Genomic DNA, 22821 nt, shown 5'->3' on the forward strand with positions numbered 1-22821 from the left:
AAATATGAACGTAACATTTGAAACCGTAATTTGTGCATGGGATGAAAAAATCCCTGCACTCCTTATCCAACTAGTAAATACCCTTCTCTTTTGCCGGACAGAAGAAGAACTCCGCCAATCTATTGATAAACTTCGGGAAACGACCGAACTGGACGAGTATTTCACTTACGGCTACGGTTCACACCATTTCTGGTGCAACCAGCGCATTTCCAAAGGGAATGTACTGTTCATCCAAAGTCGGCTATTCATTGCAGAATTTTAACCCTCTAACATATAGATGATATGAAACCAATATCTCAAATGACACGAGAAGAGAAATTGCAGGAGATTGTAGAATACAATCCTTGCAGGATAGAACGTAATGCTGTCCTTCGTTACTTGTTAGCGATACACCGTAACGATACGGAACAAATCGCTTATTTCGAGAGTTTTGGAAAGAGTGTACGCCACATCATACTCAACGTGCGCACGTATGAAAGAGGGTTGATTTTCGGCTATATTGGCAAGCAGTTCAACGAACACGGTTGGATAAATGGCATGTTACCGATAATAGAGGAAATCAAATTGGACACATTCAATACAATCCACATCGGACAATCCATTGACGGAACGTATACGGTAACCATCAATTGGTGTACCGGCACAGCCGGAGGCGGTAGCCACCCGTCCGTTTGGGATGCACCTGTCAGAGATTATAAAGAAGCTGTCCGGCAAGGAATCCGCCTGTTGGAGCAACAATACAATAAAGCGGAACATAACTCTGATTCTGACAGAGGCAATTATAACCCGAATATTATCCGCAACCTGAAAGGTAAATTACTGGAAATCAAACGGCAATACACCCAACCCCGACAATTAAGTCTGTTTTAATATTCATGAACCATAAAATCCATAAGTTATGACAACGAAAATGAACAAGAACGGAGTTTCAACCTGCAAGGCAGGTGAGAAATATGAAAAATTCCAAATGACCATAGGACGGAAAAGGCGCACATTCTACCATTATGATTACAGGGATACGGCAGACAATGAACTTTTCTCCTGTGTAAAGCCTACATTGGAAGAGTGCAGGCGACAGTGTAATGAATGGCTTAAAAAGAAAGAGGATAGGAAATAATACAGAAACAAGCTCCCTTTACCGGAATGGAAGCCGGTAAAGGGAGCTATCTCATTAGTTTTCATTCAGGTTCGGTTCTTCCACGCCGTGTGGATGCGGACAACGTACCAACATATTTCTTCATGTCATCAGCCATCCGGCTCTCCTCATATCTGGAACGGTTCAGATTCTCAAACACGATCTGTTTTGGAAGGACTTTCCAACAAAAGTAACTTGATCCGAAATAGGCGGCATTCTTTTCCGTAAATTGAATACGCTTGTCAAACAACAACATCTGCATCTCCTTTTCCCGGAACAAGCGAGCTGGCGCACTACTGTTCAACCATAGGTTGGAAAGCAGTAACGCAAACGGTTTGCCGAGTGCAAGGCAGCGTGCCACAACCTTCTGCTTGATACTGAACGGCGGATTGGAAACAATCAGATCCCATTCTTCCGGCTCGTAAACGAAGAAGTCCTCACCGGTAAGGATATGGGAGTGAACCACCCTGATACCGGCGGCTTTCAACGCCAACACATATTCACTATGTTCCGTATCAAACGGACACCAGACGATTTTATTTCCGGGTATATATTTGATTATAGGAGCCACCGCATAAGCCGGCGTGTACTGCTCGTCGCTGCTTTTTTTCAGAGTATATCCGGCATAGATCATTCGGTATCCTCCTTTTTATCGTCCACTTCATTGTTAAAAGCAAAAGACTTTTGCACAATCTGGCCGAAGGAATCAAGAATGTAAATATCTATTTTCTGTTGGTCTGTGTCAAGTGACTTGTAATAGAGCCTGAATGTTTCTTCCGGCAACGGATACAGGTCATTCGGCAACAAAACCGTATCGTCCTCCATGCGAAGTTCCCCTTTGCCTGTCGGTTGGAAATATCTGATAAAGTATTTAGTATCCTGATACTTACCGCTTCTTATGAGCTGGCAACGAATTTCCGCTTCCTCGCCCTTTACGATTGTCGTCTGCACCGGCAAGGTCGCCAAATCAAACTCATACACCTGCTGAACGTCCAATTTGTCAGAACAGGCAGTTACACAAATCACGCCGATAAGCGTGAATGCAACAATAAACAATGTTTCTATCATATTTTTCATACACATTAAAAAATTAATCGTTTAAGACTGTGTTTCTTCTGATTCGTTCCGCTATGGTACGTACCACCGGCACGCTTACAGCATTGCCAAGCATCGCATACCGGTTGGCTCGTGAGATTGTACCCACTTCCTCATTGAAAATTCCATATCTGGTAAAATCATCGGGAAAGCCTTGCAAGCGTTCACATTCCACCTCCGTCAGCATACGGATTCGGGCTTTCTGATCTTTGGTCGGTTGTCCATTAAAAGTTTCTCCCGGTTTCAGGTTTATCAGATAGTTACCTAAATTGGGTTGTTTGTAGTAGTTACGTGTTATCGTTCCGCAGGCACGGGGATAAACCGTGTCTTTCCTGCACGGAGGATTCCCTCCACCCGGCGCCGGGAAAGGAAATACATCTCCGGTACATCGGTCTGCAACACGTCCGACAAGGTAGATTCTCTCTCTGTTTTGGGGTAGAAACCATGCCGTATTAAACAATTGCCATTCAAGTCGATAACCGCCAATGTCGGCAAACGCTTTGATAATGCTCCAAAAATCTGATCGATGCTTTGCGAAGAAGACTCCCTTAACATTCTCCCAGATAAAAACGTCAGGTCTGAATCTCCTGACGGCTTCGACAGCATACCAGACAAGGGAACTTGCCCCTCCACGCAGTCCGCTACCGTCGCCGACTGAACTAAAATTCTGGCAAGGACTTCCGAAAGTGATGATGTCGGGATGTTCGATTCTCGCTGTTCCGATTTCTGTAACCGATCCGATATGTTCCGCATAAGGAAAATTGTATTTGAAGTTGGCGATTGCATTTTTTTCTATCTCCGAGAAATATACTTTCTCAAACGAGTATCCGGCAGCCTGCAATCCTTTACTAAAGCCACCAATACCCGAAAATAATTCCAAAAGAACCATGCCCTAATTAATTATAAATTTCAGTCCCACCCCGAATTGGAAATGAAAATGCCCGCTGTCATTTCCCCAAAGACAACGCTCACGGGCATGGAACAGCAATACTACCTGATTGGTAAGATAGGTTTCTATCTCCAGCGATACCGCACCGCCATAGACAAACGCATCCCCGGCACACAGGCGTGAGCCGTCGAACAGCGTGCCTGTGCCCCAATTCACGGTTTCATATCCCGCCAGCACCGAACCGCCGGCATAGCAGAGAAACACCTTGTTGGCATCCGAAAGGAAATTATAATAATAGCCGCCTTCCGCAGTGAATTGGGAAACCGGGACACGTATGTCCTTGTATGGATAATACTTCTGGAGATACTCGCCACCGAATACCCACTTATGGCAGCCGTTCACATATCTGTCCGTTCCCATCCCGAAATGGTAACCCAGCTCGTTACGTTTGTCCGCAGTGTGAAAGCCGTCCGTCATGCCGGCGGTAATACGCAGCCCTTTTGTACCGGGCAGGCAACGTTGGGCATGTGCCTTGTCCGTCAGGACAAAGCACAAAAGTATACATATAATAACAGATACCCTTTTCATACTATTTCACCTTCAGTTCGTTAATGACTCTGGCACGGATCAGCTCGGCGTTGGTCAGAATAAACCGCTGATGCCTTCCCCCGTTCTGCTCGTTCATCTCGACAACCAGCTGCTTGTCATCCAGAAGGGTGAATTTGGGCAGGGTAAATACCGTCCGTTCCTTGCTCTTTCCGTCAACCGCCGTCACATAGTTGAAGGCACGAAGCGGCACGATAACCTGTTCCTGAATGGCGGTACGTTTTGCAACCTTTTTATCCACCACCTTAAAAGTGACGAAGTCAACGGAGAACGGCACGTTGGAAGCGTTTTTCAGTTCCGTATGGAAATAAAGCAGACCGTTGTGCGTATAAATCCCCTTCAGGATATACTGGATGCCGAAGCGCTTGCAGCCGATATGCTTCACCAGACGTTTGTTGTTGTCATAGACGGACTTCATGATCAGCCGTACCAGCAGCGGGGACTCGCTGCCGAGTTCCGTAAGGTAGATTTCCTGCGAGTTGTTCGGCCGGTTCACCGCCTCGCCATCATGGATGAAGTCTTTCATCTCGATATTCAGCTTGGCCGGCTCGTCCGCATACTTCACGTTGAATGTATAATAGCTGCCGTCATCCGTGATCACCGCCAGATTCGTTTCACGGGAGAAGTCCCTCAACGCCGCTTTCACCCGAAGCACGTTCTCCGAACCGTCCGCTTTGCCGGCAAGAATGTCAGCCGATCCCAGATCCACATACTTGATAGCAGCCGGGAAGATAAGGTGTACAGTTTTATTGAATGTCACCTCCAAGGCGTATGGAGGAACCATCCGGTCGAATGTCACCGGACGTGTCAGCCCGTCAAACAAATCACCGGTGGACGGGCTGCGCCTTGCGTCCTCCTTATCCGGCAGCGGCGTGGTTTCCGTTTCTCCGGAATCCGCCGTTTCTTCCGTGTCATTTCCCGTCTTTTCCACTTTCACGGTCTTTTGTGCATACGCACCGGTCATACCAATGGCAAAAGCCATCATTAAAATTACTTTTTTCATGCTTGTTGTTTTTTCTTGATTAATAAATTGATTTTAACCGTTTATTGTCTTGACACGAGCAATAGCTCGTAATCCGCCTTCAAAGTCGCCTTGGCAGTCCTGAACTTTGTGGAAAGGTATTGCGATGCGCCCTGTATCACCCCTTTGCCCAAGTCCGCAGCCAGCTGTGCGCCGGCATTGGTGGAGATATTGATGCTGCTTCCCATTGCCGAACCCATGTTGGCCGCCATCTCCTTGACGGCGGTAAGCTCCTGCGATCCCCTGACCTCAATGCCCTTCATGCCCCTCGTGTCATAAGCGTCCAGTTCCACCGGCAGGATTGTTCCCTGAAAGGCGACCGAGGAAACGGTGATTTCCATGCGTTCACCGCTGATTTTCGCCGTGCCGGTCAGTATCGTGTTGGCGGGTATGTACAACTCCCCGGCCTGCACCGGCTCCAGCAGGCGGAGTCCCACCTCCTGACCGTCGCTGCCCGAAACCGTTACCGTCCTGTACACGCAGGCACGGATACCGTTCCTTTCCGTACGGCTCCGGACTGTCCCCACCGTGTGGAAACCCATGTTTCTGGGCTTGCCGTATTGTTGGGTGAACTCTTCATCGGACAGTGGGGCAGCCAATAGGCTGACCACCTGTTCCGCTACCTGTGTAACCGGACAGACCGGAGTTTTACCCGTAGAGGAAGACACGGCGACTTGTTTGGCTTCGCCACCGCCGCCCGGCATGTACTTTGCAGCCATTTCATAGGACTTCTCCATCAGCCGAAGTTGTTCCTCGCCGTTTTCCCTCGCCTGACGCTCTTCCTCCGCCTGACGCTCCAGCTCCTGAATACGCCATTCCAGTTCCAGCGTTTTCTGATCATCTCCTTCAGGTCGTGTTTCATAAAAACTACCCAACTGCCGGTTGATGTCTTGGTAGGCATTGGCGGAGGAACGGATAGACGAACCGTCATTATTCGTGTTTTCTTCCGTAAGGAATACTCCATCCGTCATCGGCTCTTCCCGTTCCAATGACACCGCCAGATCTTGAAGCATGTTCATTTTTTCCCTTTGCCTCTTTTCAAAGTCACTTTGTTCGTAGGCGGTCTTTTTATCCGACAACAACCCTTTGTCCTCCGGCATCGGAACGTCCACGTTAAATCCTTCCCTTAATGGCTCGTCACGGTCTGAAGGAGCGAATATCAGCCACATCGCTCCCAGAAACACGAGAAAGAACAGTGGATACACGAGCATCTTCTTCCGTCTGCGTATCTCTTCCGGAGTCAGAGGCTTGACTTCTTTTTTATCCTTTTCCGCTTTTTGCCCCTTCTTTTCCGCCTTTTCAGGCTTTGTAGCGTTCGTCGGTTGCCGGTCCTGATTTCTTAGGTTCTCCATAATCTACCTGATTTTTAATGTTTATACTATCCTTATTTATTCCCCTATGCAGTTCCATCTGCCTGAGATGCTCTATTTGCAATTGTTCTCCCTCACGCTTGCCGATATGGTATATTGAAGATACCGTCATGTATATCGACAAACAGCCGAAGCCGATGAGCATAACCACTACGCAGATGAGCCGTACATCGGGCGACATCCGTCCGCACAGATAGCGGAGTCCGTCGTCTATCCTGTCAGGCACGTACCTGATCCATTTCTTCAATCGGTTCATTCTTCGTTTTTTTTAGTTATCGTTCAATGGTTCTCAAATCCCTGTTCTCCAAAATATTGAATTGTTCCATCGTAAAGCCGTGCGGATTATTGTCCGACCTGACCGAGTTCAACAGCCGGCAACGGGTGACAAGGCTTCGTTCCGTGATGTTACTCGACCTGACGAGCGACTGCCGTGCGTAAGTCGTCACCACGTATGGATAATGATTGAAATCGCACGCCACACTGTCCACCCGGATGCTTTGGTTAATATTTGCGGAAATGATCCGGTTATAATACCCCTTTTCCTCCCAGTCCTTGTAGTAGCGGAACGCACTCTCATCGCACAGGAATAACGCACGGCGGATATTCGATTCGATAGCCGCCTTGTCGGGTGACAAAGTAAAAAACAGTTCATGAAAACGCCGGATATGTTCTTTCGCCTCCACCGGCCGGTTCTGTGAAAGGTCTTGGGAAAGAGCCAATATCAGGGATTTCCCATTGTCAAGCACATAGATCTTCTCCCTTTGCCGTTCTGCAAACCGATAGGAACTCCAAAGCGCATAGCCGGTAACCAGCGCACAGAGCGAAACGAATACGATACCCATCGTACGGATTTGCCGGAAGCTCGTTTCTATATTTTTCAAACTTTTAAATTCCATATATTCCAAGATTTTACTTTGATTTATTTTCCTCTTAGCTTACCGGCCACATGACCGACAGAAGCACCCGTGACCGCAGCTGCCGCACGGCCACCCTTCATCGACCAAGAGTTCACCTGCTTGCCATAGTTTCCGGCTCCCGATGCCTGAATCACCCATGTCGATACAGTCGGAATAGTGAAATATCCCACAATGGCTATCAGCATGAAGATGATGTAAGCGGAATTATTTACGTCGGGTACATAAGTAGGATCACTCAGTGCGGCGATGTCCTTCTCGATCATCAATACCTGAATCCTTGCCAACACGGAACTGAACAGGTCGGATATAGGCAACCATAGATAAATGCTGACATACTGGCAAATCCATTGGATCATCGTATTATGGAAACCATCGTACACCGATATGGCGAACGACAGGGGGCCCAAAATACTCAACACAATCAGGAAGAAGGTTCTTAGCGTGTCCAGTATCAGCGATACTGACTGGAACAGCAGTTCCAGAAAACTTCGGAAGAAATTACTCATGCTCTGTTTGGCCTGATATTTGATGCGTTCCATCGCCATGCCCGCCATTGCTTTCAAATCCGAAGGCGACCATCCCAGATCCTCGATCTGACGTTCATATTCCTCATTATCGACCAGATACGCTGTTTCCGGATTCCTTTTCATCGCCTCGTATTCCAGCTTCTGCCGCTTCTCGGAATACTCCCGTATGCTCAGCGTCTGACCTTCCATGATACCGTGACATCCGGTGACCACCGGACTCATGATCCCGTTGATAGTCCCCAAAACGAATGTAGGAAAGAACATGATGCACGCTCCCAAACAAAAAGGTCTGAAAAGCGGGTAAATGTCAATCGGCTCAGCTCTCGAAAGAGCCTGCCACACCCGTGAGGCCACATAAAACAACGCACCCAGCGCAGCCACTCCGGTTGCCACTCCCGTGATGTCCGAACAGAGTGGCATCATCTCGTCATAAAGGTTACGCAACACTTCGTGAAGGTTGCTGAAAGTTTCCTCGCCTGCCATGTCACCAGTATCTTTGATTGTCCGTTCCGTACAAGTCCAGCACCCTTTGGGTATCGTTCTTCTTTTTCGCACGCAGGTAAGAGATACCGATGTTTCGGTTCGTGTAATACCTGACCAGATTACGTTGGTTCCTCACGTCACGATACACACGGTCGATCACGTCCATACGTTCTTTATCCGTCATGGAAAGACCGGTGGCGGTCACAACGGTCTTCATCTCGTTCAGCATAGCGCTACTCTCTTCCAGCATCTTCGCATACCCGGAAGCGATTGCCGAAAGCTCGTCCGGTGTATAGTTCTCGTCCGTCAGCATTTTCTGGAAAGAGTTTACATAGATGTCCGATATTTCACCGACCAGAAGAACGGTCTGCTGTACCTTGCGGGCATCCTTCACCAGATTGTTGACCGCTTTCAAAGCGTCATAATAACGCTTTCCCTGTTCGTAGATCTTGACAGTTTCCTGAAAATTCTTCACCATATTTTCTGCCGTCGTCGTGGTTTGCAACACGTTACGGGTTGTATTCACGATGCTTTGTGCAAGGTTCGAGGGATCGAATGTTACCCATTGTGCTTTTACCGTCATGGTCGAGCAAAGCAGCCCGACCAGACAAACAGCCATTATTCGTTTCATGTCTTTTTAAATTTTAATGTTAAATAAATCAGATAGTTGTTCCTGCCATTTTACAGGAGAACCGAAGTTCTCCCTTTTTCCTTATGAATCATCCGCACGTATATATATCCCTTCGGTAGCCAGCACCAGACGGTCTTCCTCCCGGTCATAAGCGAGCTGTACCCTTCCCAGCAGGTCTGCCCAGATGATGCCGCCACTTCGGTGGATCGTGCCGACCACCACCGCATCAAGATGGTAGATCAGGGCAATCCTGTATGCGCCACCGTCACGGAATACTGTGACGGGCGGTGATTTGCGGTTGCTCTTCCACTCCCCACATATCCAGTAGAGCGGAAACAAGTTTTCATATTCCATAGGCATTAGGTATTTCAGAGCTTTGGGCTCGTTTCTTTTCCGCAAGCCTCTTGATAGCCAGCTCGATGTTGCCGTCCAACTGTTCCGCCAGTTGTTCCACTTCCACCTTCTCACTCTCTTCAGTCGTGTAGCACATATATTCCTCAAGCGATACCTCTGTGGCGTACACCGTTGACTGTACGCCTCCCAATCCGAACCATACCTCCTTGTATTTGCGTTGCGGATCATTGGACATGTTCACCGACAGGATTTGTGCCTTCTCCTTGTCCGTCAGACCGAGCAGGGACTGTATCTGCGAGAACTTGTTAAGATACTTCCTTTGGTCAAGCAAAATCTTGCAATCGCTATTGTTCACAATGGACTCCTTCACGATAGGCGAGGAAATGATGTCATCGACTTCTTGCGTCACGACAACCGCTTCTCCATAAAATTTGCGGACAGTCTTAAATAGATAGCGGATATAATCCGCCATCCCCTCCTTGGCGATAGCCTTCCACGCTTCCTCTATGATGATCATCTTGCGCACTCCCTTCAAACGGCGCATCTTGTTGATAAACAACTCCATGATAATGATAGTCGTCACCGGGAAAAGAATGGGGTGATCTTTAATTTGATCGATTTCGAATACAATAAACCGCTTGCCGAGCAAGTCAAGCTGCTTATCGGAGTTAAGCAGAAAATCATATTCTCCGCCACGGTAATAAGGCTCCAATACATTCAGGAAACCCGCAAGGTCGAAATCCTTTTCCCGTACCTGCTTCTCTTCCAGAATCTTTCGGTAGTCCGTTTTTACGAACTCGTAAAAGGTGTTGAACGAGGGAATGATACTTTCATCCTCCTTGATACGCCTGATATACAGAGCCACCGCATTGGATAATGCCACTTCTTCCGAACGTGTCGCCGGTTCATTGTCCTTTTTCCAGAGTGTGAGGATCAATGTCTTGATACTCTCACGTTTCTCTATATCGAAAACTTTATCATCCGTGAAAAAAGGATTGAACGCTATCGGGTTTTCGTCCGTATAAGTAAAGTAGATACCATCCTTGCCCCCAGTCTTTTGGTGTATCAGCGAGCAAAGCCCTTGGTAACTGTTTCCCGTGTCGATCAATACCACGTGTGTGCCCTGTTCATAATACTGCCTTGCCAAATGATTCATAAAGAATGATTTGCCGCTTCCCGAACCACCTAATACGAATTTGTTTCGGTTGGTAGTTACGCCACGTTTCATCGGCAGGTCGGAAATGTCCACGTGCAGCGGTTTCCCGCTGATGCGGTCTGACATCTTCAGCCCGAAAGGTGAAACTGAGCTGCGGTAGTTCGTTTCTTCCACCCAGAAACAGAGAGCCTGTTCGATGAACGTGTAGAAACTCTCCTCCGCCGGGAAGTCCGCACCGTTTCCCGGCATCGCCGCCCAATACAGTGTGGCGGCGTCCACCGTGTTATGGCGTGGCTTGCATTCCATCATGGCGATCTGACTACCCACGTCATTGCGCATGTTCTTCACCTCCATCGGGTTATCCGTCCATGCGATAATGTTGCAGTGGGCACGTACCGAGGTAAGCCCGAACGAATGTGCGTCATTCAGGTACAGGTCAATCCACTCTTTATTAATCTGGTTGCTCCGTGAGTACTTCGAGAGCGACTGCATGTTGCGTGCGCTCTTCTCAAAACGTTGCAGGTTCTCGCCGCTGTCATCCAGAAAAACATACTGGTTGTATAGATGATTGCACGAGAGCAGCAGACCTACCGGACTGGCGAATGACAGCTTGCAGTCGCTTTTGTCCGTTGATAATCGCTCATACCGGCAGTCCGTACCCACTTTGTTGGGTAACGCATCCAGTTCCGAGAGCGTATGCACCGAAACGTGCTTGTCACCGACACGCAGGCCGTCATCTCCGAGTTCAATGTCTTCCAGCGTAGTGGTATCTGCCATTGACAGACAGAAATATTTCTCCACCAGTCCGGCCTTATCCTCCGTACCGGTAATCTCATCACCGCCAAGCCGTCTTAGACGCACCAGTCCCGTATCGTTTACGATCCGGGCGAATTGCCCCACCGTATCCAGAAAATAGGCGGTAGTATCTTTGTCCACCTCTTTGGGGATGATGAATCCTCTGCACAGCGAAGAGAAATTGCTCTGCATCCTCATGCGCTCTTTCGTTGTCTTGGTCAGGTACAGATAGCATTTATGGTTCAGGAAAGGTCGCTCATTGAAGTGCAGCTCGTAACTTCGGGAAAGGAAACTTAAATTCTCCTTGTCTGTCTGGCTGCGGTAATCCTCCCGGATAAACCAATCCTGCTTATGTACCACTGTATAATTGGGCAGTACCTTGATGGCCTTTGCCCATGCCGCATGGATAGCCTCATACTCTGCCGCCGTCACCGTGAAGAGTTCGGGTAGTTCCACCTCAAAGACGGCGGTGATGTCCGCATCTTTGGAAATGATACAGTCCGCTTCGACAGCGAGAAGCGGAAACTTGCTTTCCAATGTGGCAGCTTTTAGTGTGTTCCGCATACATTCTTCTTTTTAATCGTGAATAACTTTCGGGGACTGATTCGGTTGATCAGGTAGCGGGGGTGCTGTTTCTTGGCCAACAGCTTCATCAGCCCATGTTCTCCGAACTTGCCGTTCAAGTAAAATGTCAGCCAGACCAATACGGAAGCGGACGTTACACCGAAAGCTATGCAGAGCCATTGACCGATTCCGGCCATATAGAGAATGACAAACAGCACGAACAGGGCCAGCAGCCCGCCGGCAAAAATGAAAAGGTATTGCGCCTTGAGTCCCTTGAACTCCGCACTCTCGCCGATCCCCTTGTTCAGTTCATAATCCATATACATTATTATATATAGGTGAATCTATCCCTTAGAGGAAGAACGAACGCAGGATAGTGGCGGCGACAATCAAAAAGATGCACGCACCGAACCAAGAGGATGCCACCTTGCTCACATCCGGATCGCCGGAGCTAAACTTATTGTACACTTTAATCCCTCCGACCAAGCCAATCACGGCTCCGATGGCATAACACAATTTCGTACCCGGATCGAAATAGCTCGTGACCATCTTGGTCGCTTCTGTGATACCGGCTGAACCATTCCCTTGCGCATAGAGCGAGCCTGTAGCGATCAGTATAACCGCCACGAATACAAGTCTTTTCGTATTCATAAAATAATTGGATTTGAATGTGGAGCACGACGGTAAAAGAACCCGCCGTGTCCTGTTGTTAATTAAATTTGTTTGGGGGTTTCTCGTGGGAAATAAATAGGTGGGCTATCCGTAATCTCTTTCCTTCATGTACATTTTACTTTATTCGTTAGACAATATCACTGAGGGAAAAAGTATCCGGTATGGTTTCTGTCGCCGATTCGCTGTCCGGGCAGCTCCGTCTGCGGTATGCCGTAAGGTGTAACTCTATCAGCGAGCCGATCCGTTCCTCACGTTCTGCATCACCGGAGATCAGTTGGTCGAACATCGGGGTGTTACGAAGCTCTGCCAGCGTCTTTCCGGCCTGAAGCCTTTCCTCTTCACTGGCTGCTTCACCACTGACCGCTACACGCACCGCCAGTCCCATGTCCTCGAAGCGGATGCCCGTAGCTTGCGGTGTGCATCCCGGCAGGCGTTTGTCCTGCTCGTCATCGTCTATCGGAGGATCATCATCAGTCGGTTCTTCCCGGAACTCCAAAGGGACATCCATATCTTCCATCAATTCCAGTTCTTCCGGCATCGAATCCCCTTCGGCAAACAATTTGTCCAGTTCCTCGGCGGAAACTATTTTCGGGTACTTTTCCTTCTCCGATGCAAAAGTATCGGCTTCATTTACAGGTTTTTCATTTTCATTTTTTCCGGGTATTTGTGGCGTGGAGTGGCTAAGAGAAAATGTACTTTTGCCTAAAATATCACTTACGTCCACCGCCATTCGGGTAAGAATCTGCTCGGCTTTTTCCGCTCTCTTCTTTCGGTTGTTCCGCTCGTAACAGAGGTAGGCGACTATCCACAGCAGATAGCCGCCGATAAGTAAGAATAAGGTTGCTGACATGGTTTCTGGGGGTTAAAACAGTTCGGTACTTCGTTTTTTATATTCCTTCGTGATCTCGTCTTGGTAGGTGGCAAAGTGCTGTTCCAGCACATTGTCCACATAGCTGAATATGGACATCTCGTTGTTCCCGATTGTCTGGACAATCTTCTGAATCCGTTCGTGGAACTCTTTACGCAAGTAGATGGTCTTGCCAAGCCGTGCGCAGACCGGTGACTCATGGATGAACAGACGGACATATCCGTTCTCTTCATCGGCCTGTCTTTTATTTCCGGCCACTTGCACCTGTCTGTCTGCCGGTCGTTCTTCTTTGAACGAGGCGACTATAGAGTTCTCGTCAATGTCCGTCAGGTTTATTTTTTTCCGTTCGTTTCCCATAGCCTACTTTTTGATAATGGACAACAATTCTTCCGTAATCTCTTTCAGGTTACTGCCTTTGACCAGCGTACTGTCCGCAGGGAACAGCGTGGAACGGAACAATGCCTTATGTTCTCCCGTCAACTCACGGCGGAACCGTTTGCTGTCCGGCAAGAAGGTATTCAGCACTTTCAATCCCAGTTCGCCGATCACTTCTTCATACACCGTGTACAGTTCCGATTTCTCCCGACCGTCCACCATGTTCCACAGCAGGTACAACCCTTTGATATTCGTCTTGCCCGTAGCGATCAGCGTATCATTCAGCCGGCTCGCAAAGCGGAGTGTACTTTCCATCACCACCCTGTCGGCAGCAATGGGGGAAAAGATATAGTCCATGTTCGCCAGCGTGTTCAGCACGCCCGTGCTGTTTACCGTACCCGGCAGGTCGAAGAACACGATGTCCGTTTCCGGCATCTTTTCCAACAGTTCGTCCGCTTTCGTGATAGCGTCCTCGGCCGTACTCTCCGCTATCGGATAGGCTTTCTTCCGTATCCGTTGCAGTTGCTTGTACGCCATCAGTTTATAATGTTCGTCCTCTATGACCGTTTTCAGGTCACGTTTTCTCATCTCGGCAATACTGTGTTGCGGGTAGTCGCAATCCACTACCGCCACATTCATTCCTTTCACATAGTGCAAGTAACTTGCCACCAGCACGGTCAGCGTTGTTTTTCCTGCTCCGCCCTTTTGAGTGGAAAAGGCGATAAAGAGTGTTTCTTTTTTCATGATGCAGTTTGTTTACAAGTGATACTTTTGAATCTACGCCGCAAATAAAGAAGGAAAAAGAGGGAAAATTCATAGTTGGGAAATGGCGAGGTTCGAGTGGCCGGCTCCTGACATAGAATGGCTGGATGAACAGCTAACCGACCGAAGGATTATCCGTCTGATTAGCCAATCGGATACTTGTCCGACCACACATGATATTACTGGATTGTATTGCCTATCGGATAACCAGCCAAGAAAACAGCCGAACAATAAATAAACTGTCCGAACAAAAGGTTATCCGCTTGGTTGGCTGGTCAGCCACACCAACGTTGCAATAGCTAACCGTCTGATTGGTTACCTGACCGATTGGTCGTTCAGTTAGTCAATCGGTCATCTCGCCATCATTGACTGCCCGTTTCCCCTTTGTTCCACCCCATGTGTACAAGTGGCTATCATTTGGCGCAATTTGGCTAATATCGCTGATATACAACAAATTATACAACCATATAACTTTGCGCCATCCAACCGGGGAATGGGTCGTTTGCTTCCCGCCGGTCGTTAATCCCCGCTTTCCCCGAAAGCGTTCTTTCCTCTCCGAAGAGGAAAGATTTATGTTCACCAGAACATAGCAAGCTGTGTTTTTTGCAGCACCACTCCGTTTTGCAGCAAAAAACGCTTGCCCTTGCAGGGGGCTGCAATTTGCTCCGAAGTCGCAAATTGTGGGAGGGAAGCTAACGGCGGCAATTCCATCCGGGTGGAATTGTACCACATAAAAAATGTATATATGAACAACGAGAAAAAGCATCCCCACACACGGGGGAAAGGGGGCAGATTACCCAAGTCGAACCCGGCCGTCCACCGTGAAACCGTCAATCTGGACGAAGCCGGTCATGCACGGTTTCTCACCATGTTTGAGCAGTCCGGCCTGTTGTCCAAATCCAAGTTCATCGCCGCACGGATCTTTAACGAAGAGTTCAGGGTGATCCGAACAGACCGTGCCACAATGGAGTATGTAGCCAAGCTCACGGAACTGTTCCAGCAGTTCCGTGCCATAGGAGTAAATTACAACCAAGCCGTCAAGGAGTTACACATCCATTTCACCGAAAAGAAAGCGTTGGCACTGCTCTACAGACTTGAAAAGCTCACCCTTGAACTCGTGGAGTTGAACCGCCGGATTGTCGAACTTTCCCAAAAACTCGCCTCACATGGTAGCCAAGATCAGTGTGGGTAAGAATCTATACGGCGCATTGGCCTACAACCAGAACAAGGTCGATGAAGGCGGAGCGAAAATCCTCTCCACGCATCTCCTTCGCTATCCCGAAGACGGGTGTTTTCGCCCGGATGAATCCATGCGGCAGCTTCTCGAATGGATGCCGAGCCATTACCGTACCGAGAAGCCGGTCATACATATCTCCCTCAATCCGCATCCCGACGATATACTGACTGACGAGCAACTGGCGGAAATCGGTAGGGAATACATGCAACGGCTCGGTTATGGTAACCAGCCCTATCTTGTTTTCAAGCACGAGGACATCGACCGGCACCATATCCACATCGTTTCCCTGCGTGTCGATAGTGAAGGCAGGAAAGTTTCTGACAAGTTCGAGCATCGCCGTAGCAAAGAGATTACCGAATTTCTGGAACAGAAATACGGCCTTCATCCGGCGGAAGGTCAAAAGAAAGGTGAAGAGTGGCAGCTGAAGCCGGTAGATGCGGCCAAAGGGGACATCAAAAGACAGATAGCCCGCACGGTCAAACCCCTGCTCAAACTTTACAGCTTCCACACAATGGGCGAGTTCCGTGCCTTGCTTTCCCTGTATAATATAGGTATGGAAGAAGTGAAGGGAGAAATGGGCGGACGTACCTATCATGGGATACTCTATACCGCTCTGGACAACAACGGCGAAACGGTAGCCACTCCCATCAAGTCCTCCCGACTGGGCAAAATGACAGGAGCGGAGCAACTGGACAAGAAGATGCGGGAAGCCACCGCAAAAGCCAAGTCCGATCCGTGCCGTGAACGGATTCGACCGTTAGTGGCTGACGCTCTGCGTCGGTCCGTAGACGAACGGGATTTTCGTGACCGCTTGGCAAAAGAACAGATAGACTTGGTTCTCCGCCGCAACGAAACCGGCAGGATTTACGGTGTTACCTTTATAGATCATCGCAGCCGAACCGTGCTCAACGGCTCACGTCTGGGTAAGGAGTTTTCAGCAAATATGCTCAACGAACGCTTTCAGGAACAGCCACAAAATCTCATGCCGCCACTTCAGCCACCCGTTCCTCCTGTTGTGGATCTCGAAAACGGGGAGAAAATTCTGGGAGGGTTGCTTTCCGGCATGGAGCCGGAACTGAATTATGTACCCCGGCATCCCAAGCTCCTGAAACCCGACAAGAAGAAACGCCGGCATCGTTACGGTCGTCAGGACTGACCCCGTATTACAGAATCATTTATTCGATAACTTTTAAAAATTCAGCATTATGTCACAAGAAGATGATCTTCGGGGACTGGCAAAAGTCATGGACTTTATGCGTGCCCTCAGCGTATTATTCGTAGTGGTCAATATCTATTGGTTCTGCTATCCCTCCATCCGGGAGTGGAACGTCAATATCGGAGTGGTGGACAGGATTCTGCTGAACTTCCAGCGCACGACCGGATTGTTCGGCTCCATCCTTTGGACAAAACTCTTCTCCGTTACCTTCCTTGCTCTCTCGTGTCTGGGGACGAAAGGCGTAAAGGAGGAAAAAATCAAATGGGAGCATGTCTGGACAGCCCTTTTCGCAGGTTTCGTCCTCTTCTTTTTCAACTGGTGGTTGCTCGGACTGCCCATACCGTTAATGGCACGCACCGCCTTTTATATATTCACTCTTACTGTCGGTTACCTCTGCCTGCTCGCTGCCGGTGTATGGATCTCCCGTCTGCTCAAACAGAATCTCATGGACGATGTATTCAATAACGAGAACGAAAGTTTCATGCAAGAAACCCGTTTGATTGAAAATGAATACTCTGTAAATCTGCCGACACGGTTCTATTATAACAAGAAATGGAATGACGGCTGGATCAATGTCGTGAACCCCTTCCGTGCCTCCATCGTATTGGGAACGCCCGGTTCGGGAAAGTCTTTTGCAGTGGTAAATTCCTATATCAAGCAGCAGATAGAGAAAGGCTATGCCGCCTATATCTACGACTTCAAGTTTCCCGACCTCTCTACCATTGCTTACAATCACCTGATCAGCCATTTGGAGGGGTACAAAGTGCCGCCGAAGTTCTATGTCATCAACTTCGACGATCCCTCACGCAGCCACCGCTGCAACCCACTCAACCCGAAGTTCATGACCGACATCTCCGATGCTTACGAGAGTTCGTACAGCATCATGCTCAACCTCAACCGGTCGTGGGCGGCGAAACAGGGTGATTTCTTTGTCGAGTCACCCACCATTCTCTTTGCCGCCATCATCTGGTTCTTGCGGGTGTACAAGGACGGCAGGTATTGCACCTTCCCCCATGCCGTCGAGTTCCTCAACAAGCCTTACGAGCAGATTTTCCCCATCATGTCCTCTTATCCCGAATTGGAGAACTACCTCAGTCCCTTTCTCGATGCGTGGTTGGCGGGAGCTGCTGACCAGCTCATGGGTCAGATCGCCAGTGCAAAGATACCCTTGTCCCGCATGATCTCACCGACACTCTATTGGGTGATGTCCGCCGACGAGTTCTCTTTGGACATCAACAACCCCGACGAGCCGAAAATCCTCTGCATAGGCAACAATCCCGACCGGCAGGCAATCTACGGTGCTGCGCTCGGTCTGTACAACAGTCGTATAGTGAAGATTGTCAATAAGAAAGGTAAGCTGAAAAGCTCCATTATCATTGATGAACTACCCACCATTTTCATCAAGGGGCTGGACAACCTGATAGCCACCGCACGCAGTAACAAGGTCGCCGTACTACTCGGCTTTCAGGATTTCAGCCAGCTTATCCGTGACTATACCGACAAGGAGGCGAAGGTGATTATCAACACGGTGGGTAACCTCTTTTCGGGGCAGGTCGTGGGGGAAACAGCCAAAACCCTCAGCGAAAGGTTCGGCAAGATACTCCAGAAACGCCACTCTATCTCTATCAACCGGCAGGACGTTTCCACCTCCATATCCACCCAGATGGATAGTCTTATTCCACCCAGCAAGATCAGCGGGCTGACGCAGGGAATGTTCGTCGGCTCCGTTGCCGACAACTTCGGAGAGAGGATTGAGCAGAAAATCTTCCATTGTGAGATTGTTGTCGATGCCAAGAAAATTGCCGAAGAAGAAAAGACATACCAAAAGATACCCGTTATCACCAACTTCGTGGATGATGACGGAATGGATCACATGAAGGAAATGGTACAGGAGAACTACAATCGGATCAAGGAGGATGTCAAACGGATCGTGACCGATGAATTGGAGCGCATCGCCAACGATCCCGCTCTAAAGCATCTCTTGGAACTGAATAAATGACAAAATCCCCTGTAAACCATAGTGTTTACAGGGGATTTTGTCTGTTTCGGAAATCAACTTACCTGCTACGGTAATGTTTCTCGTCATCTTCTTCCATCCGTTTGAGCAGCACTTCACGCAGGCGGTCAATGAAGTAGGTTCGTTCGTCCGCCTTTCGCCTGCGTATCCGTGCGTAGTAGCTCGAGGCGTTCTTCACGTCTATGCCCAGCAGCCCGCACACGTGTTCCACTACACGTTTCAGCGTGACATCGCCGTCGTTGAACAGCTTCAGTTCATGGCAGGCGTACAGCAACTCTATCAGGTTGATAACGTCCGAAGTCCAGATAACCGGCGGGGCACCCGTCGGTGCGGCTGTTTTCACCGAACCGGCCGGGTGTATCTCATAGGCGAACTTGCAGTAGGCTTGCATCCCTTCCAGATAGGTCAGCGTGCCGATAATATAGGAGTAGCAGATCAAATGTTCCTTCTGTGTCGTGCGGTAATGCTCACGCAGGATGACCAGCCTGCAACTCAGGTATTGCAGCTGGAAAAGGACAATACTGATGTCGCTCTCCGCACGTTGCAGCTCGTACACTTCCTTTACAAACTCTGTATTAGCTTTCGAGAGTGTTTCCTCGTTGCTGTTCTCTTGTCCCAGCAATAGGAGATAAGGGGTAACATTGAATAATCTCATAATGTTTTTCGTTTAAGTATGAAAATGGCTTCAATGTAGGGGCTTTACCTGACATGCTTGTTCCGCTTTTCGCCGAAAATACCGATGGCTATTCGCCCAGATAGAACTAACGGCGTTCCTTGCACAATTCATCGTACAAGTCTTTATGCAGCTCGCTCGGACTTTGCTTCATCTGCTCCATGCAGAACTCCCAGAAACGGTTGGCAGATACGAACCCGTTCTTCTCGGCTATCTCTATCAGCGGACGGTCGTAATAATACTTCAAGTCCCTCCGTATCTGTTCAATGCGTTGCTCTTTGAGCCACTTGTTGGCGGAGCGATGATAAATCTTGCGGAACCTCTCACGGAAAGTCGAAACACTCATGCAGAACATTCCGGCAAGTTCCTCTACGCTGTGCGTTCGGTAACTGTAGCGGTTCACCTTCATTCGGAAGACGGCGGTAAACAATGGCTTCAACCGTTTCTCGGCAAACTGGAAGTCCAGCTCGGTGAGGGGCGTGTACTGTCGGCTGATCTGTTTGCGCCGTTCCACAAAGAAATAGTCACACACCTCGTTGCACATATTGTACAGGGGTTGCGGCGTACCGGTACGATACAGCACCTCACATAGATAAAGCATCTCCGGCGTGCGGTACGCTTTCCGGTAAGGCTCGACGAAATGGTGCAGCAGGTCGTTCTGTATCTCCACCTCTTTGGAGAGGGAGAGCAGCATCAATAGTGGCTGATACTCCCTGCATGATACCGAAGGCAGTTCGGGCAGTTGTTCCATCTGCCGCAGGATATGGCGGCACAGCTCCGTGTTATGGGAGTAAGGTTCCAGCACAAGAAATTTTTTTGTACTTTTCGCCTTTAACAGCGCCTCCACATCCACACGGAGCGTATGGGTTATTTCTCTCAGTGATTCCGGTGCGGTTGTCACCAGTTGTTCGATAAATTTTGTTTCCATAATAATGTGTTTATTATAAATCCATGATGTATCCCATCTGAAATTTCACAAAGATAACCGCCATGATATGGTAACGACTTCCGCTTTTCGCCGGAAATATTTCCGTGTCTGGAAATAGAATTAAATTTTTACCTTATCCTTTATAAAGGAATAATATACCAGATAGTATGTGTTTTGAAGTATCTATTCATGGACGGCTACGGCTGTCTAATTTATTTTTATAGACTCTACAATTTTCAAAATTTCAGATTCAGAACTATCATCAGACGTTGTAGTAGCAATGATAAAACTTTCCAATGTTTTCTTATTCATATGAATAACAATATTCTGATTTATATAGATGTTTCCACCACCTGCTACTGCACATTCCATCTTCCCCGAAACCTTTTCAAATACTTTTCCATGAATATTTATATTTTCTACTCGAAATTCCTCCATAGACTTGGTCAACAGATCATGCATATGTTCCATCGCTTCTTCTGAAGGTGCTTTAAGGTAGCTGACGGTTAAACTATTGACACCATCTCCTTGAAGTTGAAGTATCTGCTTCGTATCAGACTTTTTTATTGTTTTCCAAGTTGATGGATATTGGCAACTGAAGCCACAACTGCTATTGACATATTCTTTCATTCCGTTGACTAAATCGGTTTCACTCCCGGTAAAAGTAGAAACATCCGTTGTATTTTGTGGAATCTGGAAGGAAGCATTGGGCTCTGCCTCAATGGCATCTCTTTCGAAAAAAGCGTTTTGCGCATATTGTTCGAGTGTACCATTATCCCACATCTTTCTGATTTCCACAAAATCTGCTGGCAGGTTGGATGTCTGTCCCACAAAAAGAAAAGCGAAGATTAACACAAAAGAAATTTCTGTGAGTGAGGTACAAAGGGTTGAAGCCTTTTTCACCGCATATCGGTCGGTCAGCAGATATAGGATACCTAATACGACTCCGGATATAAGTCCGCCAATATGGGCGGCATTGTCTATGTTTTCCACCCTTATACCGGATGTAAGGTTATAGAAAACAAAGAAACCGATACTGTACAACAAGGATTTACGTTGTCCTTTTTCTATCTTGTGATGAAATATCAGATAGGAAAGAAATATGCCATAAAGTCCGAATATTGAACCGGAAGCCCCGGCACTTATGATTTCTGGATGTATGGTCAGGCTGGCAAGAGCCGAAAACAATCCTGTCAGAAGATAAGCACTTATAAGCCTTCTTCCACCGATAAGCTGTTCCAGAAATACCCCGATATACAGTAATGCGTACATATTCATAAGTATATGAATCACTCCTATATGGATGAAATTGCAAGTAACGGTTCTCCACCAATCACCGGTAAGTGTAAGAGGACCGAAATCTGCGCCCCATTTTATGATGGATATTCCCGTAGGGGCTATCAGGCTTACTCCACATATTGCCATGATTACAAATAAGGCGACATTGATATAGGTAAGCAGAGGCGTTGCTATATTCCCTTTACGGATTGTCAAAAGCGATCGCAAGGATGCGTTCGCTTTTTCGTCCATACTCATAGAAGCATCCTTATTTTCTTCAAAAGCAGAGAAATCTCTACATGTGTTTTCTCTGTCTGTATCAACAATGTATGATACGTCTTTCATCTTATCCAAAAGAGGCATGATACCATTGACCTGTTTGAATAACACTTCTTCTGTATATACGGGAATCAGTTGATAAATGGCTACCGAATCTCCATTGGGTAGTTGGCAGTTTTCCGCCCCGCTATCCCGTTCTTCAGGAACGGTGAGCAGGAGGGATGTCATGGAGGTATCATCATGTAACGGTGTACCATCGGATAGTGAGTGTCCACACGTGATCCATGTATTTCCCTGCTGAAGCCATGATGCGCATCGCAGAAGCCAATCAGTTGGCCACACATCTTCCGTATTCCATGTTGGAGGCATACACATACAAAACTCACACCTCGAAGGAATTTCCTTATCCGGCACTGGCATAACAGAAGCTCCTACTCCACAGGTGACCAGTGTATAGCAGTCGAATCTGCTTGTTGGTTCGATGATGAGAATTTCCACTCCAGACGGTGAGACAATGCTTTTGGTGATACCTTTAATACCACCATAGAAATGACGGATATGAGAAAGTACGGTATTCTGCTCTTCTAAGGTATATGCACATGCGGTGTTGTCTACGGCCTTGGATACATTTGAAGGCATATTGTGACTGTTTTGCACCTGTTGCATGGCTGCTATGAGTTTGTCAAGGTTCTGCTTGTTCTTCCCCCAGTCAAAGAGCTGCATGGATGTACATACACTTGTAGCGAGAAGCAGTCCGTCTTTCCCGTCTATTACAGAAAGAACTACCTTTTCTTGCCACGATCTCAAACTTGCAGATGTATAAAATTCAGCTTCTTCACTTTTTATATTACCCGCTTGCCAACCGAGATGTTTGGATGCTTCAATAGCAAGAAGCATCAGTTCTTCGGAAGAATATCCGGCTAACTCTATTATTCGTTCACTTTTAGGTCTAAATCCTGTTGCCATATTTACA

27 protein-coding genes are annotated in these 22821 nt (G+C 47.9%); 6 read left to right on the forward strand and 21 right to left on the reverse strand.

Translation table 11 applies throughout. The features are described from left to right. Positions 1-4 precede the first annotated feature (4 nt). The 3 genes from HMPREF2794_RS21090 to HMPREF2794_RS21100 are packed head-to-tail and all read left to right on the forward strand — an operon-like array spanning position 5 to position 1117. Positions 5-262: a hypothetical protein gene (locus tag HMPREF2794_RS21090; RefSeq protein WP_024986832.1), complete on the forward strand. Its 258-nt coding sequence runs from the start codon at positions 5-7 to the stop codon at positions 260-262. A 20-nt stretch (positions 263-282) separates the two neighbouring features. Continuing rightward, positions 283-870: a hypothetical protein gene (locus HMPREF2794_RS21095; protein ID WP_036614190.1), complete on the forward strand. Its 588-nt coding sequence runs from the start codon at positions 283-285 to the stop codon at positions 868-870. A 28-nt stretch (positions 871-898) separates the two neighbouring features. Beyond that, positions 899-1117, forward strand: a complete 219-nt coding sequence (locus tag HMPREF2794_RS21100; RefSeq protein WP_036614187.1) for a DUF3873 family protein — start codon at positions 899-901, stop codon at positions 1115-1117. A 61-nt stretch (positions 1118-1178) separates the two neighbouring features. Here HMPREF2794_RS21100 and HMPREF2794_RS21105 read toward each other — a convergent pair whose 3' ends face one another. The 18 genes from HMPREF2794_RS21105 to HMPREF2794_RS21190 all read right to left on the reverse strand — a co-directional run bounded on the left by HMPREF2794_RS21105 (position 1179) and on the right by HMPREF2794_RS21190 (position 14950). Next, complete coding sequence (locus tag HMPREF2794_RS21105; protein ID WP_036614174.1) at positions 1179-1769, reverse strand: hypothetical protein; 591 nt, start codon at positions 1767-1769, stop codon at positions 1179-1181. Continuing rightward, complete coding sequence (locus HMPREF2794_RS21110; RefSeq protein ID WP_036614379.1) at positions 1766-2212, reverse strand: DUF3872 domain-containing protein; 447 nt, start codon at positions 2210-2212, stop codon at positions 1766-1768. The genes HMPREF2794_RS21105 and HMPREF2794_RS21110 overlap by 4 nt, the downstream gene beginning before the upstream one ends. 13 nt (positions 2213-2225) lie before the next feature. Further along, the gene (locus tag HMPREF2794_RS21115; RefSeq protein WP_036614171.1) at positions 2226-3119 is read right to left on the reverse strand and encodes a DNA cytosine methyltransferase; all 894 of its coding nucleotides are present in this window, start codon (positions 3117-3119) and stop codon (positions 2226-2228) included. Between the two features lie 3 nt (positions 3120-3122). Continuing rightward, positions 3123-3707, reverse strand: coding sequence for a conjugal transfer protein TraO (locus HMPREF2794_RS21120; protein WP_070752600.1), 585 nt, complete (start codon positions 3705-3707; stop codon positions 3123-3125). 1 nt (position 3708) lies between these two features. Further along, entirely contained in the window at positions 3709-4728 is a 1020-nt protein-coding gene (gene traN, locus HMPREF2794_RS21125) for a conjugative transposon protein TraN (RefSeq protein ID WP_021936889.1), read from the reverse strand. 41 nt (positions 4729-4769) lie between these two features. Further along, on the reverse strand, positions 4770-6098 hold the full coding sequence (gene traM / locus HMPREF2794_RS21130) for a conjugative transposon protein TraM (protein ID WP_070752603.1): 1329 nt from the start codon (positions 6096-6098) through the stop codon (positions 4770-4772). Continuing rightward, the gene (locus HMPREF2794_RS21135) at positions 6046-6372 is read right to left on the reverse strand and encodes a TraL conjugative transposon family protein (RefSeq protein WP_024986824.1); all 327 of its coding nucleotides are present in this window, start codon (positions 6370-6372) and stop codon (positions 6046-6048) included. Before HMPREF2794_RS21135 ends, traM begins: the two co-directional genes overlap by 53 nt. A 16-nt stretch (positions 6373-6388) precedes the next feature. Further along, positions 6389-7012: a conjugative transposon protein TraK gene (gene traK / locus HMPREF2794_RS21140; protein ID WP_024986823.1), complete on the reverse strand. Its 624-nt coding sequence runs from the start codon at positions 7010-7012 to the stop codon at positions 6389-6391. 23 nt (positions 7013-7035) lie between these two features. After that, complete coding sequence (gene traJ / locus HMPREF2794_RS21145) at positions 7036-8043, reverse strand: conjugative transposon protein TraJ (protein ID WP_036651044.1); 1008 nt, start codon at positions 8041-8043, stop codon at positions 7036-7038. A 1-nt stretch (position 8044) separates the two neighbouring features. Next, entirely contained in the window at positions 8045-8674 is a 630-nt protein-coding gene (locus tag HMPREF2794_RS21150; RefSeq protein WP_036614157.1) for a DUF4141 domain-containing protein, read from the reverse strand. 81 nt (positions 8675-8755) lie between these two features. Then, on the reverse strand, positions 8756-9028 hold the full coding sequence (locus tag HMPREF2794_RS21155; protein WP_024986820.1) for a DUF3876 domain-containing protein: 273 nt from the start codon (positions 9026-9028) through the stop codon (positions 8756-8758). Continuing rightward, complete coding sequence (locus HMPREF2794_RS21160; protein ID WP_057327756.1) at positions 9018-11543, reverse strand: TraG family conjugative transposon ATPase; 2526 nt, start codon at positions 11541-11543, stop codon at positions 9018-9020. Before HMPREF2794_RS21160 ends, HMPREF2794_RS21155 begins: the two co-directional genes overlap by 11 nt. Continuing rightward, complete coding sequence (locus HMPREF2794_RS21165; RefSeq protein ID WP_024986818.1) at positions 11528-11863, reverse strand: DUF4133 domain-containing protein; 336 nt, start codon at positions 11861-11863, stop codon at positions 11528-11530. The genes HMPREF2794_RS21160 and HMPREF2794_RS21165 overlap by 16 nt, the downstream gene beginning before the upstream one ends. A 31-nt stretch (positions 11864-11894) precedes the next feature. Further along, positions 11895-12194 (reverse strand): DUF4134 domain-containing protein, encoded by a 300-nt coding sequence (locus HMPREF2794_RS21170; RefSeq protein WP_024986817.1) that lies wholly within the window; start codon positions 12192-12194, stop codon positions 11895-11897. 148 nt (positions 12195-12342) lie between these two features. Continuing rightward, positions 12343-13065, reverse strand: coding sequence for a hypothetical protein (locus HMPREF2794_RS21175; protein WP_036617877.1), 723 nt, complete (start codon positions 13063-13065; stop codon positions 12343-12345). A gap of 12 nt (positions 13066-13077) precedes the next feature. Beyond that, a complete protein-coding gene (locus HMPREF2794_RS21180) occupies positions 13078-13440 on the reverse strand; it encodes a DUF3408 domain-containing protein (RefSeq protein WP_024986816.1) in 363 nt (120 codons plus the stop codon). Positions 13441-13443: 3 nt separating this feature from the next. Next, on the reverse strand, positions 13444-14202 hold the full coding sequence (locus HMPREF2794_RS21185; RefSeq protein WP_024986815.1) for a ParA family protein: 759 nt from the start codon (positions 14200-14202) through the stop codon (positions 13444-13446). Between the two features lie 361 nt (positions 14203-14563). Continuing rightward, positions 14564-14950, reverse strand: a complete 387-nt coding sequence (locus HMPREF2794_RS21190; protein ID WP_227225854.1) for a hypothetical protein — start codon at positions 14948-14950, stop codon at positions 14564-14566. A gap of 15 nt (positions 14951-14965) precedes the next feature. On the opposite strand from HMPREF2794_RS21190, the gene mobA reads away from it, so the two are divergent. Genes mobA through mobC form a run of 3 tightly spaced genes read left to right on the forward strand, consistent with a single transcriptional unit; the run spans position 14966 to position 18672 of the window. After that, positions 14966-15412 (forward strand): conjugal transfer protein MobA, encoded by a 447-nt coding sequence (gene mobA / locus HMPREF2794_RS21195; RefSeq protein WP_024986813.1) that lies wholly within the window; start codon positions 14966-14968, stop codon positions 15410-15412. Further along, positions 15387-16613 carry a conjugal transfer protein MobB gene (gene mobB / locus HMPREF2794_RS21200; RefSeq protein WP_024986812.1) on the forward strand — a complete coding sequence of 409 codons (1227 nt, stop codon included), beginning with the start codon at positions 15387-15389 and terminating at the stop codon, positions 16611-16613. The genes mobA and mobB overlap by 26 nt, the downstream gene beginning before the upstream one ends. A gap of 46 nt (positions 16614-16659) precedes the next feature. Continuing rightward, positions 16660-18672 carry a conjugal transfer protein MobC gene (gene mobC, locus HMPREF2794_RS21205; protein ID WP_168166623.1) on the forward strand — a complete coding sequence of 671 codons (2013 nt, stop codon included), beginning with the start codon at positions 16660-16662 and terminating at the stop codon, positions 18670-18672. Positions 18673-18730: 58 nt separating this feature from the next. On the opposite strand, the gene HMPREF2794_RS21210 is transcribed toward mobC, so the two are convergent. The 3 genes from HMPREF2794_RS21210 to HMPREF2794_RS21220 all read right to left on the reverse strand — a co-directional run bounded on the left by HMPREF2794_RS21210 (position 18731) and on the right by HMPREF2794_RS21220 (position 22814). After that, entirely contained in the window at positions 18731-19345 is a 615-nt protein-coding gene (locus HMPREF2794_RS21210) for an RteC domain-containing protein (protein ID WP_036617874.1), read from the reverse strand. Positions 19346-19451: 106 nt separating this feature from the next. After that, the gene (locus HMPREF2794_RS21215; RefSeq protein ID WP_036651041.1) at positions 19452-20291 is read right to left on the reverse strand and encodes a helix-turn-helix transcriptional regulator; all 840 of its coding nucleotides are present in this window, start codon (positions 20289-20291) and stop codon (positions 19452-19454) included. 207 nt (positions 20292-20498) lie between these two features. Continuing rightward, positions 20499-22814: a rhomboid family intramembrane serine protease gene (locus HMPREF2794_RS21220; protein ID WP_036617890.1), complete on the reverse strand. Its 2316-nt coding sequence runs from the start codon at positions 22812-22814 to the stop codon at positions 20499-20501. Between the last annotated feature and the right edge of the window lie 7 nt (positions 22815-22821).

Origin of the sequence: Bacteroides sp. HMSC067B03 (assembly GCF_001811315.1) — a bacterium.
In the GTDB taxonomy this organism is placed as follows: domain Bacteria; phylum Bacteroidota; class Bacteroidia; order Bacteroidales; family Bacteroidaceae; genus Bacteroides; species Bacteroides faecis.

What these genes read in the sequence shown, in the direction of transcription:
- HMPREF2794_RS21090 (WP_024986832.1), top strand. Translation starts at nt 5, where the DNA reads ATGAACGTAACATTTGAAACCGTAATTTGTGCATGGGATGAAAAAATC.
- HMPREF2794_RS21095 (WP_036614190.1), top strand. Translation starts at nt 283, where the DNA reads ATGAAACCAATATCTCAAATGACACGAGAAGAGAAATTGCAGGAGATT.
- HMPREF2794_RS21100 (WP_036614187.1), top strand. Translation starts at nt 899, where the DNA reads ATGACAACGAAAATGAACAAGAACGGAGTTTCAACCTGCAAGGCAGGT.
- HMPREF2794_RS21105 (WP_036614174.1), bottom strand. Translation starts at nt 1,769, where the DNA reads ATGATCTATGCCGGATATACTCTGAAAAAAAGCAGCGACGAGCAGTAC.
- HMPREF2794_RS21110 (WP_036614379.1), bottom strand. Translation starts at nt 2,212, where the DNA reads ATGAAAAATATGATAGAAACATTGTTTATTGTTGCATTCACGCTTATC.
- HMPREF2794_RS21115 (WP_036614171.1), bottom strand. Translation starts at nt 3,119, where the DNA reads ATGGTTCTTTTGGAATTATTTTCGGGTATTGGTGGCTTTAGTAAAGGA.
- HMPREF2794_RS21120 (WP_070752600.1), bottom strand. Translation starts at nt 3,707, where the DNA reads ATGAAAAGGGTATCTGTTATTATATGTATACTTTTGTGCTTTGTCCTG.
- traN (WP_021936889.1), bottom strand. Translation starts at nt 4,728, where the DNA reads ATGAAAAAAGTAATTTTAATGATGGCTTTTGCCATTGGTATGACCGGT.
- traM (WP_070752603.1), bottom strand. Translation starts at nt 6,098, where the DNA reads ATGGAGAACCTAAGAAATCAGGACCGGCAACCGACGAACGCTACAAAG.
- HMPREF2794_RS21135 (WP_024986824.1), bottom strand. Translation starts at nt 6,372, where the DNA reads ATGAACCGATTGAAGAAATGGATCAGGTACGTGCCTGACAGGATAGAC.
- traK (WP_024986823.1), bottom strand. Translation starts at nt 7,012, where the DNA reads ATGGAATTTAAAAGTTTGAAAAATATAGAAACGAGCTTCCGGCAAATC.
- traJ (WP_036651044.1), bottom strand. Translation starts at nt 8,043, where the DNA reads ATGGCAGGCGAGGAAACTTTCAGCAACCTTCACGAAGTGTTGCGTAAC.
- HMPREF2794_RS21150 (WP_036614157.1), bottom strand. Translation starts at nt 8,674, where the DNA reads ATGAAACGAATAATGGCTGTTTGTCTGGTCGGGCTGCTTTGCTCGACC.
- HMPREF2794_RS21155 (WP_024986820.1), bottom strand. Translation starts at nt 9,028, where the DNA reads ATGGAATATGAAAACTTGTTTCCGCTCTACTGGATATGTGGGGAGTGG.
- HMPREF2794_RS21160 (WP_057327756.1), bottom strand. Translation starts at nt 11,543, where the DNA reads ATGCGGAACACACTAAAAGCTGCCACATTGGAAAGCAAGTTTCCGCTT.
- HMPREF2794_RS21165 (WP_024986818.1), bottom strand. Translation starts at nt 11,863, where the DNA reads ATGGATTATGAACTGAACAAGGGGATCGGCGAGAGTGCGGAGTTCAAG.
- HMPREF2794_RS21170 (WP_024986817.1), bottom strand. Translation starts at nt 12,194, where the DNA reads ATGAATACGAAAAGACTTGTATTCGTGGCGGTTATACTGATCGCTACA.
- HMPREF2794_RS21175 (WP_036617877.1), bottom strand. Translation starts at nt 13,065, where the DNA reads ATGTCAGCAACCTTATTCTTACTTATCGGCGGCTATCTGCTGTGGATA.
- HMPREF2794_RS21180 (WP_024986816.1), bottom strand. Translation starts at nt 13,440, where the DNA reads ATGGGAAACGAACGGAAAAAAATAAACCTGACGGACATTGACGAGAAC.
- HMPREF2794_RS21185 (WP_024986815.1), bottom strand. Translation starts at nt 14,202, where the DNA reads ATGAAAAAAGAAACACTCTTTATCGCCTTTTCCACTCAAAAGGGCGGA.
- mobA (WP_024986813.1), top strand. Translation starts at nt 14,966, where the DNA reads ATGAACAACGAGAAAAAGCATCCCCACACACGGGGGAAAGGGGGCAGA.
- mobB (WP_024986812.1), top strand. Translation starts at nt 15,387, where the DNA reads ATGGTAGCCAAGATCAGTGTGGGTAAGAATCTATACGGCGCATTGGCC.
- HMPREF2794_RS21210 (WP_036617874.1), bottom strand. Translation starts at nt 19,345, where the DNA reads ATGAGATTATTCAATGTTACCCCTTATCTCCTATTGCTGGGACAAGAG.
- HMPREF2794_RS21215 (WP_036651041.1), bottom strand. Translation starts at nt 20,291, where the DNA reads ATGGAAACAAAATTTATCGAACAACTGGTGACAACCGCACCGGAATCA.
- HMPREF2794_RS21220 (WP_036617890.1), bottom strand. Translation starts at nt 22,814, where the DNA reads ATGGCAACAGGATTTAGACCTAAAAGTGAACGAATAATAGAGTTAGCC.